Source organism: Serratia sp. JSRIV004 (genome assembly GCF_019968705.1).
Lineage (GTDB): Bacteria > Pseudomonadota > Gammaproteobacteria > Enterobacterales > Enterobacteriaceae > Chania > Chania fonticola_B.
On sequence record NZ_CP074140.1, the window covers coordinates 309042 to 328301 of the forward strand.

The 19260-nt window shown below is 55.5% G+C and carries 17 protein-coding genes; 9 read left to right on the plus strand and 8 right to left on the minus strand.

Features of this window, described 5'->3' with window-relative positions; translation table 11 throughout:
* Positions 1-52 precede the first annotated feature (52 nt).
* The 3 genes from pldA to rhtC are packed head-to-tail and all read left to right on the plus strand — an operon-like array spanning position 53 to position 3458.
* Positions 53-931, plus strand: coding sequence for a phospholipase A (pldA, locus tag KGP21_RS01335; protein WP_021807771.1), 879 nt, complete (start codon positions 53-55; stop codon positions 929-931).
* Between the two features lie 55 nt (positions 932-986).
* The gene (gene recQ / locus KGP21_RS01340) at positions 987-2819 is read left to right on the plus strand and encodes an ATP-dependent DNA helicase RecQ (RefSeq protein WP_021181526.1); all 1833 of its coding nucleotides are present in this window, start codon (positions 987-989) and stop codon (positions 2817-2819) included.
* Positions 2820-2831: 12 nt separating this feature from the next.
* Positions 2832-3458 (plus strand): threonine export protein RhtC, encoded by a 627-nt coding sequence (rhtC, locus tag KGP21_RS01345; protein ID WP_021807772.1) that lies wholly within the window; start codon positions 2832-2834, stop codon positions 3456-3458.
* Positions 3459-3491: 33 nt separating this feature from the next.
* On the opposite strand, the gene rhtB is transcribed toward rhtC, so the two are convergent.
* Entirely contained in the window at positions 3492-4112 is a 621-nt protein-coding gene (gene rhtB / locus KGP21_RS01350; protein WP_021181524.1) for a homoserine/homoserine lactone efflux protein, read from the minus strand.
* Positions 4113-4228: 116 nt separating this feature from the next.
* On the opposite strand from rhtB, the gene pldB reads away from it, so the two are divergent.
* Both pldB and yigL read left to right on the plus strand, forming a co-directional pair.
* Positions 4229-5266 (plus strand): lysophospholipase L2, encoded by a 1038-nt coding sequence (gene pldB / locus KGP21_RS01355; protein ID WP_223536972.1) that lies wholly within the window; start codon positions 4229-4231, stop codon positions 5264-5266.
* 11 nt (positions 5267-5277) lie between these two features.
* On the plus strand, positions 5278-6078 hold the full coding sequence (yigL, locus tag KGP21_RS01360; RefSeq protein WP_021181522.1) for a sugar/pyridoxal phosphate phosphatase YigL: 801 nt from the start codon (positions 5278-5280) through the stop codon (positions 6076-6078).
* A 308-nt stretch (positions 6079-6386) separates the two neighbouring features.
* Here the strand turns inward: yigL and alsS are convergent, their stop codons facing one another.
* The gene (gene alsS / locus KGP21_RS01370) at positions 6387-8066 is read right to left on the minus strand and encodes an acetolactate synthase AlsS (protein WP_021807774.1); all 1680 of its coding nucleotides are present in this window, start codon (positions 8064-8066) and stop codon (positions 6387-6389) included.
* A 28-nt stretch (positions 8067-8094) separates the two neighbouring features.
* A complete protein-coding gene (gene budA / locus KGP21_RS01375; RefSeq protein WP_223536974.1) occupies positions 8095-8874 on the minus strand; it encodes an acetolactate decarboxylase in 780 nt (259 codons plus the stop codon).
* 428 nt (positions 8875-9302) lie between these two features.
* On the opposite strand from budA, the gene KGP21_RS01380 reads away from it, so the two are divergent.
* Complete coding sequence (locus KGP21_RS01380; protein ID WP_021807776.1) at positions 9303-10205, plus strand: LysR family transcriptional regulator; 903 nt, start codon at positions 9303-9305, stop codon at positions 10203-10205.
* A gap of 122 nt (positions 10206-10327) precedes the next feature.
* Here KGP21_RS01380 and glpQ read toward each other — a convergent pair whose 3' ends face one another.
* On the minus strand, positions 10328-11407 hold the full coding sequence (glpQ, locus tag KGP21_RS01385) for a glycerophosphodiester phosphodiesterase (RefSeq protein WP_021807777.1): 1080 nt from the start codon (positions 11405-11407) through the stop codon (positions 10328-10330).
* Between the two features lie 103 nt (positions 11408-11510).
* A complete protein-coding gene (glpT, locus tag KGP21_RS01390; protein WP_021181519.1) occupies positions 11511-12863 on the minus strand; it encodes a glycerol-3-phosphate transporter in 1353 nt (450 codons plus the stop codon).
* A gap of 361 nt (positions 12864-13224) precedes the next feature.
* Here glpT and glpA point away from each other — a divergent pair, with 361 nt between their 5' ends.
* The 3 genes from glpA to glpC are packed head-to-tail and all read left to right on the plus strand — an operon-like array spanning position 13225 to position 17331.
* Positions 13225-14874, plus strand: a complete 1650-nt coding sequence (gene glpA / locus KGP21_RS01395; protein WP_021807778.1) for an anaerobic glycerol-3-phosphate dehydrogenase subunit A — start codon at positions 13225-13227, stop codon at positions 14872-14874.
* Positions 14864-16135: a glycerol-3-phosphate dehydrogenase subunit GlpB gene (glpB, locus tag KGP21_RS01400; protein WP_223538556.1), complete on the plus strand. Its 1272-nt coding sequence runs from the start codon at positions 14864-14866 to the stop codon at positions 16133-16135. Before glpA ends, glpB begins: the two co-directional genes overlap by 11 nt.
* The gene (gene glpC, locus KGP21_RS01405; RefSeq protein WP_223498711.1) at positions 16132-17331 is read left to right on the plus strand and encodes an anaerobic glycerol-3-phosphate dehydrogenase subunit GlpC; all 1200 of its coding nucleotides are present in this window, start codon (positions 16132-16134) and stop codon (positions 17329-17331) included. The genes glpB and glpC overlap by 4 nt, the downstream gene beginning before the upstream one ends.
* A gap of 35 nt (positions 17332-17366) precedes the next feature.
* Here the strand turns inward: glpC and KGP21_RS01410 are convergent, their stop codons facing one another.
* The 3 genes from KGP21_RS01410 to KGP21_RS01420 are packed head-to-tail and all read right to left on the minus strand — an operon-like array spanning position 17367 to position 19135.
* The gene (locus KGP21_RS01410) at positions 17367-17933 is read right to left on the minus strand and encodes a DcrB family lipoprotein (protein ID WP_021807781.1); all 567 of its coding nucleotides are present in this window, start codon (positions 17931-17933) and stop codon (positions 17367-17369) included.
* 53 nt (positions 17934-17986) lie between these two features.
* Positions 17987-18421, minus strand: a complete 435-nt coding sequence (locus tag KGP21_RS01415; protein WP_209555259.1) for a GNAT family N-acetyltransferase — start codon at positions 18419-18421, stop codon at positions 17987-17989.
* Between the two features lie 48 nt (positions 18422-18469).
* On the minus strand, positions 18470-19135 hold the full coding sequence (locus tag KGP21_RS01420; protein WP_021181513.1) for a 7-cyano-7-deazaguanine/7-aminomethyl-7-deazaguanine transporter: 666 nt from the start codon (positions 19133-19135) through the stop codon (positions 18470-18472).
* Positions 19136-19260: the final 125 nt, after the last annotated feature.

Genomic DNA, 19260 nt, shown 5'->3' on the forward strand with positions numbered 1-19260 from the left:
TAGCCTGCTTTTATTTCCGGGTTTTTCCTTATCTTTCGAGAGTGAAAAAATTATGCGCGTTCTGTCTGGGATTGTGATGGCGATGCTGTTTGCGCCAGTAGTGGTGCAGGCCGATGAGGCCACCGAGCAAAAGAATCTGAATAAACCGGCGGTTCGTGGCAGCATCATCGGTAACATGCTGCAACACTATGATAATCCGTTCACTCTGTATCCTTATGAAACGAACTACCTGATTTATACCGATACCAGCGATCTGAACAAAGAAGCGATCAAATCCTATAGCTGGGCGGAAAATGCCCGCAAGGATGAGGTAAAGTTCCAGCTCAGCCTGGCCTTCCCGATCTGGCGTGGCATTGCCGGTGAGAACTCGGTATTGGGAGCATCGTACACCCAACGTTCCTGGTGGCAGTTCTCCAACCATGACGAGTCCTCACCGTTTCGTGAAACCAACTACGAACCGCAAATTTTTGTCGGCTGGGCTACGGCGTATAAGTTTGCCGGCTGGACGCTGCGTGATATCGAAGTGGGTCTGAATCATGAGTCCAATGGCCGTGAAGATCCTACCTCACGCAGCTGGAACCGTGGCTATGCACGCCTGATGGCGCAGAACGGCGACTGGCAGGTCGAGGTCAAACCCTGGTTCCGCTTCTCGGAAAGCGACAGCAACGACGATAACCCGGATATCACCAAGTATATGGGCTATTACCGTCTGACGGTGGGCTATGCCTTGGGGGAAAGCGTGTTCAGTGCCGAAGGCCAGTACAACTGGAATAGCGGTTATGGCGGCGCGCAGGTGGGCTGGAGCTACCCAATTACCAGCCATGTTCGTTTCTATACCCAGGTGTTCAGCGGCTACGGCGAATCGATGATTGATTACAACTTCAAGCAGACACGGCTGGGTGTTGGTGTCATGCTTAACGATATTATGTAGTTTAGGTAATAACGGTGTCAGTCAGGCACCGTGATAGCGATAAATGGGGAAGTGTGTGTCAACCGCAGCAGTGATAAACAGAGAGTTGCTGGCAGAGCAGGTATTACGCGATACCTTCGGCTACCAGCAGTTCCGTCCGGGTCAACAAACGATTATCAACGCAATTATCGGCGGCCAGGATTGCCTGGTGGTGATGCCGACCGGCGGGGGTAAATCGCTGTGCTATCAAATCCCGGCGCTGGTGATGGATGGACTGACGCTGGTGGTATCCCCACTGATTTCCTTGATGAAAGATCAGGTCGATCAGCTCTTGGCCTATGGCGTTTCCGCCGCCTGCTATAACTCGACGCAAACGCGCGAGCAGCAGCTTGAGGTGATGGCAGGTTGCCGCAGCGGCCAGATCAAGATGCTGTATATCGCGCCTGAACGGCTGATGATGGACAGCTTCCTCGAACTGTTGGATCACTGCCCGCCGGTGATGCTGGCGGTGGACGAGGCGCACTGTATTTCCCAGTGGGGCCACGACTTCCGCCCGGAATACCGCGCACTGGGCCAGTTGAAGCAACGTTTCCCGACCATGCCGGTAGTGGCATTGACGGCCACCGCCGATGAAGCCACGCGGGGGGATATCGTTCGCCTGTTGGCGCTAGACGAGCCGCTAATCCAGATCAGCAGTTTCGACCGCCCCAATATCCGCTACACGCTGGTGGAGAAGTTCAAGCCGCTCGACCAACTTTGGCGCTTCGTGCAGGACCAGCGCGGTAAAAGCGGCATTATTTACTGCAACAGCCGCGCCAAGGTGGAAGACACCACCGCACGTCTGCAAAGCCGTGGGTTGAGCGTTGGGGCCTATCACGCCGGGCTGGACAACGAACGCCGCTCCCAGGTGCAGGAGGCTTTCCAGCGTGATGATTTGCAGGTGGTGGTGGCTACCGTCGCCTTCGGTATGGGCATCAACAAACCTAACGTGCGTTTTGTGGTGCACTTCGATATTCCGCGCAACATAGAGTCCTATTATCAGGAGACTGGCCGTGCAGGGCGTGATGGCCTGCCAGCGGAAGCGATCCTGCTGTATGACCCGGCGGATATGGCCTGGTTACGCCGTTGCCTGGAAGAGAAACCGGCAGGGCAGCAGTTGGATATCGAACGCCATAAGCTCAACGCCATGGGGGCATTTGCCGAAGCGCAAACCTGTCGCCGCCTGGTGCTGCTGAACTACTTCGGTGAAGGCAAGCAGCAGGCCTGTGGCAACTGCGATATCTGCCTCGATCCGCCCAAGCGTTATGACGGCCTGGAGGATGCCCGTAAGGCACTCTCGGCGATTGGCCGCGTTGGGCAACGCTTCGGCATTGGCTATGTGGTGGAGGTGCTACGCGGCTCCAATAACCAGCGTATCCGCGAGTTTGGTCATGAAAAGCTGCCGGTGTACGGCATTGGCCGCGATCAGACCACCGAACACTGGACCAGCGTGCTGCGCCAACTGATCCATCTGGGCTTTATCACCCAGAACATAGCGATGCATTCGGCACTGCAACTGACCGAGGCCGCGCGCCCGGTGCTGCGTGGCGAAGTGGTGTTACAGCTGGCGGTGCCGCGTATTCAGAGCTTCAAGGTACGCAGCAGCGCCAATCAGAAATCCTACGGCGGCAATTACGATCGCAAGCTGTTTGCCAAACTGCGCAAGCTGCGTAAATCGATTGCCGACGAAGAGAACATCCCCCCGTACGTGGTGTTCAACGACGCAACGCTGCTGGAGATGGCCGAACAGATGCCGATCAGGGCCAGCGAGTTGTTGAGCGTCAACGGCGTGGGGCAGCGTAAGCTGGAACGTTTTGGTGCGCCATTTATGGCGCTGATCCGCGCTCACCTCGACGGTGACGACGAATAAGGATAATCACTCATGCTGATGTTGTTTTTAACGGTGGCGATGGTGCATTTGATTGCGCTGATGAGCCCAGGGCCGGACTTCTTTTTTGTATCGCAAACCGCAGCCAGCCGCTCCCGTCGCGAGGCGATGATGGGCGTGGTGGGGATTTCCCTCGGCGTCATGGTCTGGGCCGGTGTGGCGCTGCTGGGGTTGAACCTGATCCTGCAAAAGATGGCCTGGCTGCACCAGGTCATCATGGTGGGCGGTGGCCTGTATCTGTGCTGGATGGGCTGGCAACTGCTGCGCTCCGCCCGTGGCCAGAATGCGCAAACTGCTCCGGCAGCAGAAGTGAAGGTGGCGTTACCCAAGCCGGGCCGCAGCTTTATCCGTGGCTTGCTCACCAACCTTTCCAATCCCAAGGCCGTTATCTACTTCGGTAGCGTGTTCTCGCTGTTTGTCGGCGAGGATGTAGGTGCCGGAGCGCGCTGGGGACTGTTCGCTCTGATCACCGGTGAAACCTTTATCTGGTTCACCCTGGTGGCGATCATCTTTGCGTTACCCGCTATGCGCCGGGGCTATCAGCGGATGGCGAAGTGGATCGATGGCCTGGCCGGGGTGTTGTTCACCGGTTTTGGCCTGCATCTGATCTTCACGCGTTAATGATTACCGGACCGACCCCTGCGGCCCGGTAGATCATGCCTTTCTAGCCGTTGCCAGTAATCCCGCCACCAGAATAAACAGCGAGCCAAAAATCCGGTTTAACAACTGCATTTGGCGCGGGGTCTTTAACCAACCGGCAATGCGGGTGGCCAGCGTGGCATACCCAATCATCACCAGAATATCGATCACCACCGTGGTGACGCCGAGAATGACATACTGCTCGGCCTGGGGCTGGTTGGGCATGATAAACTGCGGGAACAGGGCTGCCAGAAACACGATGCTCTTGGGGTTGGTCAGATTCACCAGTACGGCGCGGCGAAACAGACGGCGCCGTGGCATGGTGCCTGCCAGAGTGTGCAGATCCAACGCACCTGCGGCACGCCACTGCTGGATACCCAGCCACACCAGATAGGCCGCACCAAACCATTTCAGCAGTTCAAAGGCCAGCAGCGATTGGGAGACTACCGCGCCGAGGCCAATCCCCACCAGCACGATATGGATACTCAGGCCAACCTGGAGGCCTGCAATTGACGCTGCCGCTCCGCGATAGCCGTGGCTGATGCCGGTACTCATGGTGTTGATGGCACCGGAGCCGGGGGAAAGGCTGAGGATAAGGGTTGTCAGCAGATAGGTTAACCACCAGTCTAAGGTCATCGCAATGCTCCCTGAATACACCAATTTGTCACCAATTTGTGCCACAATACGCTAGTATGATTTCCCGTGCCAGAGATCACATTTACCTCTCTGAACATCCCGTTAAAAGGTAGGCCATGTCGTCAATCACCCTCGATCCAGCTGAATGGTTAAACCGTGAAAAGCAGTTTTCTGCCTTCGCGACTGGGCCACTGCTGGATTTTTGGCGGAGACGTGAGGAAGGGGAGTTCATCGGCGTCGGGGGCGTACCCATCCGCTTTGTGCGCTTAGCTTCCCCGCTACACCAGCGGGTGGTGGTGATAAGCCCCGGGCGCATCGAAAGCTATATCAAGTACCCCGAAGTGGCGTACGATCTGTTTCACTGCGGCTATGACGTGATGATCATCGATCATCGTGGTCAGGGGTTATCCGGGCGGATGCTGGCAGATACGCACCGGGGGCATGTGGTAAACTTTGCCGACTACGTAGACGATTTTGCCCAGTTTTATCATCAGCAGGTTAAACCCTTGGGTTACCGGCAGCACGTCGCGCTGGCACACTCTATGGGGGGCGCGATACTGGCGCAGTTTTTGGCACGTGAGCCACAGTCGTTCGCCGCCGTCGCACTCTGCGCGCCGATGTTGGGCATTTATCTGCCGATGCCGGGCTGGATGGCCAACGGTATTTTGAGCTGGACGGAAAAACGCCCAGGGCTGCGTGACTATTACGCGGTGGGCACCGGGCATTGGCGTCCCTTACCCTTTGTGGTCAATACGTTGACCCACAGCCGCGAGCGTTATCGCCGCAACCTGCGTTATTACGCCGATCATCCCGAACTGCGGGTAGGTGGGCCAACCTATCACTGGGTCAAGGAAAGTATTCTGGCCGGGCAGCAGATCATCGCCCAGGCTGCTAACATCACTACGCCGATTTTATTATTGCAGGCCGGTGAGGATCGGGTGGTCGACAACCGTTCCCAGCGCGCTTTTTGTCAGGCACTGTCAGACGCGGGGCACCCTTGTGAAGGGGGAAAACCGTGGGTTATCAAAGGCGCTCGCCATGAGATCCTGTTCGAACGGGACGCGATGCGCGCCGAGGCACTGAACGCAATCCTGCGTTTCTTTGCTCAGCACTTAGGCGGTACTGCTGCCGCCGAAAATTCCACTAGAGGTTAGAACATATCGCTATGTATCACGTCGTTGCTTCCGATTTAGATGGCACTCTGCTGTCCCCTGAGCACACCCTGACACCGTACGCCAAAGAAACGCTGCAGCTGCTGACGCAGCAGGGCGTGCACTTTGTTTTCGCTACCGGCCGCCACCATATCGACGTTTCCCAGATCCGCGATAATCTCGGCATCAGTGCTTTTATGATCACCTCCAACGGTGCGCGGGTACATAACACCGCCGGTGAGCTGATCTTCAGCCACAACCTGGATGAGGATATCGCCCGCGATCTGTACAACATGATGCACGACAACCAGGAGATCCTGACCAACGTCTACCGCAACGACGACTGGTTCATGAACCGTGAAAGCCCGGAGCAGGAAGCCTTTTTCCAGGAATCGATCTTTAAATACCAGTTGTTTGAGCCGGGCTTGCTGGAAACCGATGGCGTGTGCAAGGTGTATTTCACCTGCGACGATCATGAGAAACTGCTGCCGCTGGAAGATGCCATCAACGCACGTTGGGGCGATCGGGTCAACGTCAGCTTCTCGTTCCCAACCTGCCTGGAAGTGATGGCCGGTGGCGTCTCGAAAGGCCATGCGTTGGAAGAAGTCGCCAAGATCATCGGCTATTCGCTCAAAGAGTGCATCGCCTTTGGCGACGGCATGAACGATCTGGAAATGCTGTCAATGGCGGGGAAAGGCTGCATCATGCAGGATGCCCAGCAGCGTCTGAAAGACAAGCTGCCGGAGCTGGAAGTGATTGGCTCCAACGTTGACGACGCGGTGCCTCATTACCTGCGTAAAATGTACTCGATTTAACTGATAGGGGCGCAGTCTTCACCGGCTGCGCCCGCCGAGCGACTCAGCTCACATTCCGTGCCACAAAACGATTTACCATTGGGTTCAGTGCTATGCACCTGAGATGGAAAACGTCTGTGTTGGTACCGACGCCATCCGACCGATCTGTGCCGGCTGTTGATAGCCACGGCATAAAGCACGGCTTATAGCAGAGCACTTGCGTTATGGAAACAGGAAGGCAAATGCCCTCCAGGCGTAGTGCACCGTCAGGTGAACGACGTTTACAGTCTCCAAGGGGTAGCCTAAGGGAACGTTTTCCCTAGCCCGAATCAAATCATTTGGCTAAAGTTCATTTGAGCCATCAGTTTGTAATTGTCAGCATAATCTACCGGGATCGCCACCACCACTGGCCCCTCAATTTCCATAGCCTTACGCAACATATACCGCAAATCCTCCACTGATTGCACTGCAAATCCGACGGCGCCGCATGCCTCTGCATAGGCTTTGAAATCAATCGGGCCAAACTCTACACCAGACTTGCGTTGATATTTATTCACCTCCTGCATCTCCACCATGTTGTAGGCATTATCCACCCAAATCACATGCACGATATTGGCTTTCAGCCGCACTGCGGTTTCCAACTCCATACTCGATTGCATAAATCCCCCATCGCCGGAGATGGATAACACTTTGTCTCCTGGCCGGACCAACGCCGCACCAATGGCCCACGGCAGGGCAACCCCCATGGTCTGCTGGCCATTGGAGATCAGGAGTTGGCGGGCACGGAAGCAATACAAATAGCGAGCGATCCAGATATGGAAGCTCCCCATATCCACACATAGCGTCACGTCATCGCTGACGATATCCTGCAGTTCCTTGACGATGCGCAACGGATGAATCGGCATGCCGCCACGGCCTGCAGCACGCTCTGCCAGCTCTGCGCGCTGCAGGCCGAGATCGGATAAGATCAGTTCCACTTCGGCAGGCATACTGAGCACATTGCTGAAACCTTCGGTCAGCAAATTGATAGTGGCGTTGATATTGCCGATCAGCTCCACATCTGGGCGGTAACAGGTATCAATTTCGGCCGGTTGTACATCGATATGTACCAGCATCAACCGCCTTTGGCTGTTCCACATGCAGGGGTCGTATTCGATCGGGCTATAACCCACACTGACCACCAGATCGGCCTTTTGCAACAGTTGGTCGGCAGGCTGATTGTTGAATAACCCGACGCGGCCAGCAAAGCGGGAAAAATCATTAACATCAATCACTCCGGCGGCCTGATAGGTTCCTACCACCGGCATATGCGTACGCTGTAACAAATGGCGTATTGCGGCACTGTTTTCTGGGCGGCTGGCTTGCAGCCCCAGTAACAGTACCGGACATTTCGCCTGCTGGATCAGTTTAAGCGCCTCATGAATGTCTTCGGTTGAAGCGGCCCCCAGACGGGGTGAGCGGCATCCGGTCAGCACCGGTGCCGTAACCGGTTCATTGATGATATCCATCGGCAAGCTGATAAACGCAGCCCCAGGACGGCCAAATTCAGCACTGCGAAACGCATTGGCCATGACTTCTGAAATGGCGGAACCGGTATGTACCTCGGCACAATATTTGGTGACTGGCCGGAACATGCTGACGGTATCCATGCTCTGGTGTGTTTGTTTCAGATTGTCAGCACGTTTCACCGCTCCGCCCAAGGCCACCACCGCATCCCCTTCGGAGGTTGCGGTGGCCAGCCCGGTGATCAGGTTAGAGCTGCCCGGCCCGGAGGTCACCAGTGCGACCCCTGCCTTGCCGGTCAAGCGGCCAACTGCCGCTGCCATAAACGCCGCGTTGGCTTCGTGACGTACCACCACGGTTTTTATCTCAGGTTCATCTTCCAACGCATCGAATACGCGGTCTATTTTAGCTCCGGGGATACCAAATACCTGTTTCACACCCTGCGCGTGCAGATTTTTAACCACCAAATCTGCCCCACACCGCCAGTGATTGTCTGAACCAACCATAATCCACCTCCTGAAAAAACGACGCCGATTAACCCTCGGCAGAACGAATGGCGCAATCCAAATCCTCTGGACAGAGGTCGGCGCACAGGAAATCCGCATCGTGCGGCAATTGAAGATTGAGACGAGCGATCACGCCAAACTGCAGACGGCCATGATCGAGTTGATAATCCAATACATGACCCCCACCGATGCGATCGTCGGTGATAAAGTGTTCGTGGTAACCCGCAACACTGATGCCCTGCATATAATCAGGTGAGCGGAATCCCACCAATGTGCCGCTGCGTTGCTGAAATGCAAAGGTCGGCTGCGCTTCGATCGCTTCCAGCATCGGTTTGTAGGGCCGCTCTTGCCGCGGTACGGTCCGAGTTTCCACGTGGCTGAACAGACCATCAACCCGTAGCGCACAGAACAGATTAGGTGAAGCTACCTGCTGGTCGATGTACCGGTGCAGGTCGGCTTTGCAGATCGGTTTTTCCATCTTTAGCGTCACGCTAGGCTGAAAAAAAGTGACCACCGCGAACGGCGTTCTTTGTTGCAGACTGGCCGCGCGGGCGCTGCCATCTGCACGCAACTGATGTACTTCCCGATCAAAAGCGATCAGTTCACCATCAAGATGGTTGAAGGTCCCTAGACCGAAATTACCGTGTGTGAGCAATTCGGCGATAGTGACATCCCCTTCGTAAACGCCACCAAGCAAGGCGCTCATCAATGAGGTCTGATAAATTTCCCCCTGACCACAATCCAGCGCTTGCCTGGCAAAACCTTGCGCCAACTGCTGCGCACATGAACAGCCGTGATTTTCATTCATTACCACCTCCTCCACCCGCACGGCATCTAAAGTGCTATGCGTTTAAATGCTCAAGAGCATGAGCAAACCTGCCGCTGCCAAAGTGCTCACTTAGAACCCTTCACTGGCAGCGGCAAAAACAGTGATACAAACAGGCAACGTGCCGGACTCAAGCAGAGTCTAGATAAAACAAAGACCTTCTAATGATTTTAACCGTGACACATCACGTTTACGGTTAATGCGGTATTAATTTGAAAATAAATTCAGCAGATTAATTCACTATTTCATATCAAATTTTAAGGTTTATAAAAATAAACTAAGGCATTTTATCTTGATAATTTAATATTTTCAGCGCGATATCGCTGCTTTACTCTGGGGGTAGAGTAACGTTAACTCAGCCGGTAGAGAACCGAGTATTCATAAGAAATGCTTTTGCATATAATGCAAAGATGAATGACGCACGCTATGCCGAACATTTGCCGATCTTTCTCGATGTTGCCCAATTGGGTAGCTTCTCTGCCGCCGCACGCAAACTGGGCATGGTGCCTTCTTCATTGGTGCGGCATATCGATACGCTGGAAGGTGAACTTGGCGTCATGCTGTTTGTGCGCTCAACTCGCGGCCTGGTGCTGACCGAAGCTGGTGAAATGCTGAAAAAGCGCGCCTCACAGTTGCTGACGCAAATCATCGATATCCGCGCCGAACTGGCAGCGCAAAACGAGACTCCGCAAGGCGTGCTGCGTATCAGTTGCTTGCCCACTTTCGGTAAAACCTATCTGTTGCCGCTCTTACCGGTGCTAATCCAGCGTTATCCAAGGTTGGTAGTTGAGTTGGATCTCACCGAACGCCAGACCGATCCGAAACAAGAAATGCTGGACGCCGCCATCCGTATCGGCGAGCAGAAAGACAGTTCACTGTACGCAAACCGCATCGCTACACAGCGCTGGTTCATGTGTGCCAGCCCGGACTATATCGTTCGCAATGGGAAACCGGCCAACCTACAGGAGTTACGTGATCATCAGTTGATCGCCCGCTATCACAAACAGCAACCCGCTTGCTGGGCGCAAATCCTCAGTGAACCTCTGATGAATCAGTGCAAGATGGTGCTGCGCTGTGATGATTTCTCGGCACAACGCCAAGCGGCATTACTCGGATTAGGCATCACTTTCTTGCCTAACTGGGTGGTGGGGCCGGATATTCAGGCAGGAAGTTTGTTGCCCCTGCTGGCAGATCCACGCGGCGAGGAACAAGGGATCTATCTATTGCGCCCAGCAGCCAGAATTTCGGCCAAATTGAGCGTTTTTATGAGTTTGCTCACTGAGCGTATTGGTCAACCTCCAAGCTGGCAATGAAGTGGCTCGATCGAGCTTTTCAATCCCGGTTCAGCCTCTGGCATAGGCATTTATGTGGTTGCTTTGCTGTTACGGCAGACTTGGTTCTGATCCCCACCGGGTAACCCGGTGGGGAGTTGTCGTTACTTATGTTGCCCCTGCTTTTGCAGGAACTGTACACCCTTGTCCGGGAAGTCGGTAAACACGCCGTCAACGCCCGCCTGATTGTAAATCGCGTCGAACAGCTGGTTCACGTCGGTGACGTATTTCGGCAGCTTATCGGCACGAATGGTGTAAGGGTGCACCGCCATATTGCTGGCATGAGCGTCCTTGACCATATCGGTCAACACAATCTGGTTCGGCTTGGATTTCTCTTCGACGATCAGCATGTGATAATCAGGCCCGATGCCGTCGGCATACTGGGCGATCTTTTTCATCGCGCCCGGTTTGAACATCCAGTCGTAGTCATAGTTGACCCACTTGCCGTCGGCCTTCTGCTCGTAGGTTTCGTTCCAGTCGGTGTAGGCAATCAGCTGTACCAGCTTCAGATCCATCCCCATCTTGGGTTCCAACTGATCCTTGATGCGTTTCAGCTCGTTGGCATCAAAACACTGCAGATAGACGTTGTCGCTCTTGCTGGTGTAGCCGTATTGCTTGAGGACTTCCAGCACCTTGGTGGAGATGTCTTTTCCTTCCTGCTGATGGAACCAGGGGGCCTTGATTTCCGGGTAGAGGCCGATGTTCTTGCCGGTTGAATGGTTGAGACCCTGCACGAACTCGATCTCTTCCTGGAAGGTGTGGACGCGGAAGTCGGATTTGCCCATCGGGAAGCGGCCAGGGTAGCTTTGCACCTGCTTACCGTCTTTGATATCAAAGCCTTCGGTGAACTTCAGTGATTTGATCTCAGGCAGCGTAAAGTCGATGGCGTAGTAGCGGCCATCTTTACGCGCCCGGTCCGGGAAACGTTCGGCAACGTCGGTGACGCGATCCAGATAGTGGTCGTGCAACACTACCAGCTCGTTGTCTTTGGTCATCACCAGATCTTGCTCAAGGAAGTCGGCGCCCTGCGCGTAGGCCATTGCCTTGGCCGGTAACGTATGCTCCGGCAGATAGCCGCTGGCACCGCGGTGAGCGATAACGACTTTATCCGCAGCCTGGGCGGCACTGAGCATTGAAGTGGCAAGAATGATCCCTGTCAGCAGGGCTTTGGTTTGAGTCCGCATTCTGTGTAGCTCCATGTTGTAGAGGTAAGAAAAAGGCCGCACAAGCGCGGCCTTAGATTAACGATAAAGGGTAGGGGCGTTGCATACTGCGCCCGCTTAGCTTTTAGCCGCGTTTAGCCGCGATTTCTGCGTGGTGTTTCTTCTCGCTGATCATGGTCAGCACCAGCAGGATCACCGCACCGATGCTGCCGCCGATCATCACCATAAAGCCGCCGTCCCAACCGAAGTAGTCAACGGTATAGCCGACGATGGCGCTGGCTGCGACCGAGCCCCCCAGGTAACCGAACAGACCGGTAAAGCCGGCGGCGGTACCTGCCGCTTTCTTCGGTGCCAGTTCCAGCGCGTGCAGGCCGATCAGCATGACTGGGCCATAGATCAGGAAGCCGATGGTGATCATACAGGCCATATCGATGCCAGGGTTACCCACCGGGTTCAGCCAGTAAACGATGGTGGCGATGGTTACCAGCACCATGAAGAACACCCCGGTGGCACCACGGTTGCCTTTAAACACCTTGTCCGACATCCAGCCGCACAGCAGGGTGCCTGGAATACCAGCGTATTCGTACAGGAAGTAGGCCCAGGAGGACTTATCCAGTGCGAAGTGTTTCACTTCTTTCAGGTAGGTTGGTGACCAGTCCAGGATGCCGTAGCGCAGCAGATACACGAACACGTTGGCGATCGCGATGTACCACAGCAGTTTGTTTGGCAACACGTACTGCATGAAGATCTGCTTGGCTGTCAGCTCTTCTTCTGCTTCTTCGGTATAATCATCCGGATAGTCGTTTTTGTATTCTTCAATCGGTGGCAGACCAACAGATTGCGGGGTGTCACGCATCAAGGCGAAGGCGATCAGGGCCACCAGGATCGCACCGAAGGCAGGCATATACAGCGCCGCATGCCAGTCGTTAAACCAGGCCATACCCAGCAGGAACAGCAGTGGAGGCAGGCCGCCACCGACGTTGTGCGCACAGTTCCATACCGAAACGATACCGCCACGCTCTTTCTGCGACCACCAGTGCACCATGGTACGGCCACAAGGCGGCCAGCCCATACCTTGGAACCAACCACACAGGAACAGCAGCACGAACATCACGGCAATGCTGGAGGTTGCCCAAGGCACGAAGCCCATAAACAGCATGACGGCAGCGGCCAGTATCAGGCCGGCGGGTAGAAATACGCGCGGGTTGGAGCGGTCTGAAACCGACCCCATGATGAACTTGGAGAAACCGTAGGCGATGGAAATCCCTGACAGCGCGAAGCCCAGGTCACCACGGCTGAAGCCCTGATCGATCAGATACGGCATCGCCAGGGTGAAGTTTTTACGCACCAGATAGTAGGCGGCGTAACCAAAAAAGATCCCCATAAAAATCTGCCAGCGCAGCTTACGGTAGAGCGGGTCTACCTTGTCGACTGGCACACGAGAAATGTGTGCGGCTGGCTTAAAAATACTCAACATGAGCGCCTCCGATGGCTTTATCTGTTTATTGCCTCAACAGGAAACGGCTGTCCTGAAGATGAGCTTGCGGATACCTGAAGTGTTGTTAAATGTTCCATAACGAGCGCAATGCTAGAGAAAACCCCCCGGTCACACCGTGATGGATGGCTCATTTGTTACACTTTTATGAAACTGTGGCGAATTTTGAGTGATCGGTTAACATTTTGGAATGGCTAAATAGCACAAATACGTGATGTTTGTCACATTCATGGCTTTTTATGGCCATATTATTTTCGTTTTCTGTTCGTTATTGTTCCTTATCAAACAAAAACCCTACTGACTGTGGCTAAATAAAGCCATAACTACAGGCTCAGGGGGCGTGATGAGCAACAACTCACCAATCACCGAAACGGACGTGATCATCATTGGCGGCGGCGCTACCGGCGCGGGGATTGCCCGTGACTGTGCGCGGCGCGGTCTGCGTTGCGTTTTACTGGAAAGGCATGACATCGCCACTGGCGCTACTGGCCGCAACCACGGGTTGTTGCACAGCGGAGCGCGCTATTCGGTCACCGACGGCGAATCTGCACGCGAATGTATTGAAGAAAACCGCATTCTCAAGCGTATTGCCCACCACTGCATCGAACGTACCGATGGCCTGTTCATTACCTTGCCTCAGGACTCATTGGCCTTTCAGCAGCAGTTTATTGCCGCCTGTCGCAGCGCCGGGATCGAGGCCGAAGCCATTGACCCCGCGCTGGCATTACGCCTGGAGCCTGCGGCTAACCCGGCGCTGATCGGCGCAGTGCGGGTGCCGGATGGCACCGTCGATCCTTTCCGCTTAACGGCGGCCAACATGCTTGATGCGCGTGAACATGGCGCACAAATCCTCACCTATCATCAGGTTACCGGTTTGTTGCGTACTGGCGATCGCGTGACGGGCGTGCGCGTTTTCGATCACAAGGCCGCACAACAGTACGATATTCATGCTCAGGTGGTGGTCAACGCCGCCGGGATCTGGGGCCAGCAAATTGCCGAGTATGCCGATCTGCGCATCCGCATGTTCCCTGCCAAAGGGGCATTGCTGATCCTGGGCCATCGCATCAATAACATGGTGATTAACCGCTGCCGCAAACCGGCGGATGCCGACATTCTGGTGCCTGGCGATACTATCTCGCTGATTGGCACCACCTCTACCCATATCGATTACGACCAGATCGACAACATGGTCGTGACGCCACAGGAAGTGGATATATTAATCCGAGAAGGCACTCTGCTGGCTCCGAAATTGGCGCAAACGCGCATTCTGCGTGCCTATGCGGGCGTGCGGCCACTGGTCGCCAGCGACGACGATCCCTCCGGGCGTAACGTCAGCCGTGGCATCGTGCTGCTCGATCATGCGGCGCGCGATGGGTTGGAAGGCTTTATCACCATTACCGGCGGCAAATTGATGACTTACCGGCTGATGGCCGAATGGACCACCGACCTGGTCTGCGCCAAGCTGGGCATCGACAGCCCTTGCACCACGGCGGAAGCGGCGTTGCCCGGTTCCCGTCAGAGCGCCGAAGAAACGGTGCGCAGCGTGGTTTCACTGCCTGCCAGCATCCGGGGGTCGGCGGTGTACCGCCATGGCGATCGCGCCAGCCTGGTCCCTTCTGGTAACCGGCTGGACAACAGCCTGGTGTGTGAGTGTGAAGCAGTGACCGCCGGTGAGGTGCGATATGCGGTGGATTCTCTGACCGTCAACAATCTGGTCGATCTGCGCCGCCGTACCCGCGTGGGTATGGGGACCTGCCAGGGTGAGCTGTGCGCCTGCCGTGCCGCAGGTTTGTTGACGCGGTTTAACGTGGTAACGCCGCAGCAATCCATCACCCAACTGTCCCATTTCCTCAATGAACGCTGGAAAGGCGTGCGGCCTATCGCCTGGGGCGATGCCCTGCGGGAGAGCGAATTCACCAGTTGGGTATATCAAGGGTTATGTGGGTTAGATGCGCAAGGCGACCCTAAGCAGGAGGCGGATGATGCAATTTGATGCGTTGGTGATTGGTGGTGGCTTGGCCGGGATGAGCTGTGCTATCCGTTTAGCCGAGCATGGCAAACGCTGCGCGGTAGTCAGTTCCGGCCAAAGCGCGCTCTATTTTTCTTCCGGCTCGCTCGATCTGTTGGCCCATTTGCCCGATGGTACGCCGGTGGCATCGCCTCTGTCTGCCTTGCCCGAACTGGCGCAACAGGCTCCGCAGCATCCGTATAGCCTGATGGGAGCCACACAGGTGGCCGCGCTGGCAACGGAGGCTGAGCAATTGCTACAGCGTTGCGGGTGGCAGATGCAGGGTGATAGCAGCCAAAACCATCTACGCGTGACCCCTCTCGGGACCCGCCGTGCCACCTGGCTCAGCCCCCTGGCGATCCCTGTCTCTCCCTTGGGCAGCAAGTTGCCGTGGCAGAATATCGCCGTGCTGGGGATTGAAGGCTTTCTGGATTTCCAACCGCAGATGGCGGCCAGCTCATTGATGCAAGAGCAGGGGCTCAAGGCTGAGGTGGCATTTTTGCATCTGCCTGTTTTGGATCGTCTACGTAATAATCCCAGCGAGTTCCGCGCGGTGAATATCGCCCGCGTACTGGATCTGCCAGAACATCTGACTCAGTTGGCGGAGGAGATCACGCGCCAGGCAGGTGAGGCCGAGGCCATCTTGCTGCCAGCCTGCCTGGGATTAGAGGATGATGAACCGTTGATGACGTTGCGCCGGTTGGTCGGTAAGCCCGTTTATCTGTTACCCACGCTGCCGCCTTCCGTGCTCGGCATGCGGCTGCATCAGGCATTGCGTCAGCGCTTGCAGCAACTGGGTGGGGTGTTTATGCCGGGGGATAGCGTGTTGCGTGCCAGCTTCGATGGGCAGCGCGTCACCGGTCTGTATACCCGCAATCACACCGATATTCCGCTGCGGGCGCAGCAGGTGATACTGGCCAGCGGCAGCTTCTTCAGCAACGGCCTGGTGGCCAATTTTGACGGCATTCGTGAGCCGGTATTTGGCCTCGACGTTTACAGCAAAGCCGAACGCGCCGACTGGAGCGATGCCAATCTGTTTGCTCCGCAGCCGTACCTGCAATTTGGGGTTCAGACCGATACCGCGCTACGGGCGTTAAAACAGGGGGAGGCGATGACCAATCTGTATGCTATCGGTGCCGTGGTTGGCGGTTACGATCCGTTGCAGCAGGGCTGTGGCGCCGGGGTTTCGCTGCTCGGCGCGCTGCACGTTGCCCAACAGATCCTGGCACAGGAGGTTTCAGCATGAGCCTGTTACCAGACAACAGCTTCGAGAGCTGCATCAAATGCACCGTCTGCACCACCTATTGCCCGGTTGCCAAGGCTAACCCGCTCTATCCGGGGCCAAAGCAGGCCGGGCCTGATGGGGAGCGCCTGCGGCTGAAAGATCCGGCGCTTTACGACGAAGCGCTGAAGTATTGCACTAACTGCAAGCGCTGCGAAGTGGCTTGCCCCTCCGACGTTAAAATCGGCGATATTATCCAACGCGCACGGGCCAATTTCAGCCAAAGCAAACCGACGCTGCGCGATGCCATCCTCAGCCACACTGACATCATGGGCACGCTCTCGACGCCGTTTGCCCCTATCGTTAACGCGACTACCGGCCTGAAGCCGGTACGCAAGCTGTTGGATAAGGCGTTGAAGATCGACCATCGGCGTGAGCTGCCGAAATACTCGTTTGGCACCTTCCGCCGTTGGTACCGCCAGCAGGCGGAACAGCAGCAGCGCTATGCCGAGCAGGTGGCGTTTTTCCACGGTTGCTTTGTTAACTACAACCATCCACAGCTTGGCAAAGACCTGATCAAGGTGTTTAACGCCATGGATATCGGCGTGCAGCTGCTCAAGCGGGAGAAATGCTGCGGCGTACCGCTGATCGCCAACGGCTTTATTGCACAGGCGAAGAAGCAGGCTAAAGTGAATGCGGAATCGCTGCATGAGGCGGTCCTGACCAAAGGCATACCGGTGGTGGCTACTTCGTCGAGCTGCACGTTTACCCTGCGTGATGAGTACCCGCATTTGCTGGAGGTGGACACCTCGGCGGTGCGTGAACGGGTGGAGCTGGCTACACGTTATCTCTATCGTCTGCTCAGCCAAGGGCGCACCTTGCCGCTCAAACAGACGCCGCTGCGGGTGGCTTACCACACGCCGTGTCATATGGAGAAAATGGGCTGGACGGCCTATACGCTGGAGTTATTGCGGCAGATCCCAGGGCTGGAACTGGTGGTGCTGGACTCGCAGTGCTGCGGTATCGCCGGGACTTACGGCTTCAAGTCGGAAAACTATGAAACCTCGCAAGGCATTGGTGCCTCGCTATTTCGCCAGATTGAAGCCAGCGGAGTGGATATGGTGATCACCGATTGTGAAACCTGCAAATGGCAGATCGAGATGTCCACCAGCAAGCGCTGTGAACATCCGATCACCCTGTTAGCACAGGCATTGGCGTAACAGATTACACGGGCCAGCATGCTGGCCCAGTGCGATTACTGCTTGATCTTCACCGTATTGAACACGCCAGCCGCTACGCTTTGAGACTGCTGCTGGTTATCCGCTGGCAGCGTGATTTGCAGGGTCAGTTGCTTACCGTCTGGCAGCATAGCAAGCAGCACGCCAGAGTAGGCTTTCTGGCCAGCCACGGTGATCACGGTATCCAGTTGGCGCATTGGCGTGCCGTTAATTTCAACCGCTTTATTGGTAATGACCTGCAGGTTGGCATCGCGGGAGTGTTGCTGCTCTTCCATGCGTTTGGCCAGGGTATCCAGATCGCCCGCTGCCTTGTCGGCAACGATCACGATCACCGCACGCTGGTTGGTGCTGTCGGCATAGATGTGCACGTTAGTTGGCTGGTTGGTCAGCTTATCGCTCTGATCGGCCAAACCGTTAGGCAGGGTAAAGGTCAGCTTGCCATCCAATAAACTCACCTGTTGTCCGCTTGGGACGCTGGCTGCTGCGCTGCCTGCGGGGGCATTAGTGTCTTTGGTGGCGCTATCACAGGCCGCCAGGCCAAGCACTAGCAGGCCGATACCCATCAATTTTGTTACTTTACGCATCTGGTGTTCCTTATTCCTTTGCAGATAGAGTTGGTTGACCGTATGGCTAGATGTCACAGGTTTTTTTTAAGTAATAGACGATACTCGTCTACTTCGCCTTTCTTTTCTAGAGTGAAAATCTGATATTCGTGGCTAATGAGCATTATTAGCATGGCGCGGAACTGGTTGCGGGTTTTTACCCACAGTTGCTGATAGCCTTGCGAACGCGCCCAACGCTCTTGCTCCGCCAGCATGGTTTGGGCGATACCCTGGCGGCGAAAATCAGGTAAAACTGCGCCCAGCCAGCTGTAGAACTCCCCCGGCGCGGTTTGATAGCCGAGTTTAAAACCGGCTGCCTGGCCATCAATTTCGGCAATCAAGCCGTGAGAAGGGTTATCCCCGATACGTTGCTGCAAATCTTTCAGGCTGTGCAGACTGCCAAATTCTGGAATGCAGAGGTAAAGAGAGAAGATCTCTTCAAGTGTAGCTTGGCGAGTGGTTAAGCGCATGGGCAGCCTCCGTTAAATCAGGCTGCCCAGTATAAACCAGAAGGCGGGTTAACTCAGTTGCAACCGGTTGGCGGGTTGGCGTTCTGCCAGACGTTTGAGCAGCATATTGAGCAGCACCCCGTACATCGGCAGGAAGAATACCAGACAGATCAGCACCTTGAAGCTGTAATCTACCAGCGCGATTTCCACCCAGTTGGCGGCCATAAAGGGATCGCTGCTTTTGTAGAAGGCGATAAAGAAGAAGGCCAGGGTATCGCTGATATTGCCAAGGAACATGGCCGCGGCGGGGGCAACCCACCAGGCACTGCGTTGACGTAGGCGGTTGAACACCTGCACGTCCAGGATCTGGCCCAGTACGTAGGCCATAAAGCTGGCGGCGGCGATACGCGCTACAAACAGGTTGAAGCTGGTCAAGGCGGCAAAGCCCTGCCATTCACCCTGGAAAGTGACGGTGGAGATCACATAGGAGATAAACAGCGCCGGGACCATCACGGCAAGGATAATCCTGCGTGCCAGCGGAGCACCGAAGATCCGTACGGTCAGGTCAGTGGCCAGGAAGATAAACGGAAAAGTGAAGGCACCCCAGGTGGTGTGAAAGCCGAAAATGCTGATCGGCAACTGCACCAGGTAGTTGCTGGAAGTAATGATGGCGATGTGAAATAGCGATAGCCAAACCAACGCGATTAAGCGCTGTCGATCGGTAAACGAATACATAATGTAGCCTTTTTGAGTGTGGGGTGAGGGAACCCATTGTTAACTGCGCGGCGACATGGTACGCGTTTGGGCATTCAATGCAATGGTTAAATTTAACGCAAACGTTAACGTATCTTGCGCAGAAA

Excerpts from the sequence above, each read along its gene's own strand:
- KGP21_RS01415 (WP_209555259.1), bottom strand. The coding sequence starts at position 18,421 with ATGCGCTTAACCACTCGCCAAGCTACACTTGAAGAGATCTTCTCTCTT.
- KGP21_RS01410 (WP_021807781.1), bottom strand. The coding sequence starts at position 17,933 with ATGCGTAAAGTAACAAAATTGATGGGTATCGGCCTGCTAGTGCTTGGC.
- pldA (WP_021807771.1), top strand. The coding sequence starts at position 53 with ATGCGCGTTCTGTCTGGGATTGTGATGGCGATGCTGTTTGCGCCAGTA.
- rhtC (WP_021807772.1), top strand. The coding sequence starts at position 2,832 with ATGCTGATGTTGTTTTTAACGGTGGCGATGGTGCATTTGATTGCGCTG.
- KGP21_RS01420 (WP_021181513.1), bottom strand. The coding sequence starts at position 19,135 with ATGTATTCGTTTACCGATCGACAGCGCTTAATCGCGTTGGTTTGGCTA.
- alsS (WP_021807774.1), bottom strand. The coding sequence starts at position 8,066 with ATGGTTGGTTCAGACAATCACTGGCGGTGTGGGGCAGATTTGGTGGTT.
- rhtB (WP_021181524.1), bottom strand. The coding sequence starts at position 4,112 with ATGACCTTAGACTGGTGGTTAACCTATCTGCTGACAACCCTTATCCTC.
- budA (WP_223536974.1), bottom strand. The coding sequence starts at position 8,874 with ATGAATGAAAATCACGGCTGTTCATGTGCGCAGCAGTTGGCGCAAGGT.
- glpC (WP_223498711.1), top strand. The coding sequence starts at position 16,132 with ATGAGCCTGTTACCAGACAACAGCTTCGAGAGCTGCATCAAATGCACC.
- KGP21_RS01380 (WP_021807776.1), top strand. The coding sequence starts at position 9,303 with ATGAATGACGCACGCTATGCCGAACATTTGCCGATCTTTCTCGATGTT.
- glpA (WP_021807778.1), top strand. The coding sequence starts at position 13,225 with ATGAGCAACAACTCACCAATCACCGAAACGGACGTGATCATCATTGGC.
- pldB (WP_223536972.1), top strand. The coding sequence starts at position 4,229 with ATGTCGTCAATCACCCTCGATCCAGCTGAATGGTTAAACCGTGAAAAG.
- glpB (WP_223538556.1), top strand. The coding sequence starts at position 14,864 with ATGCAATTTGATGCGTTGGTGATTGGTGGTGGCTTGGCCGGGATGAGC.
- glpT (WP_021181519.1), bottom strand. The coding sequence starts at position 12,863 with ATGTTGAGTATTTTTAAGCCAGCCGCACACATTTCTCGTGTGCCAGTC.
- yigL (WP_021181522.1), top strand. The coding sequence starts at position 5,278 with ATGTATCACGTCGTTGCTTCCGATTTAGATGGCACTCTGCTGTCCCCT.
- glpQ (WP_021807777.1), bottom strand. The coding sequence starts at position 11,407 with ATGCGGACTCAAACCAAAGCCCTGCTGACAGGGATCATTCTTGCCACT.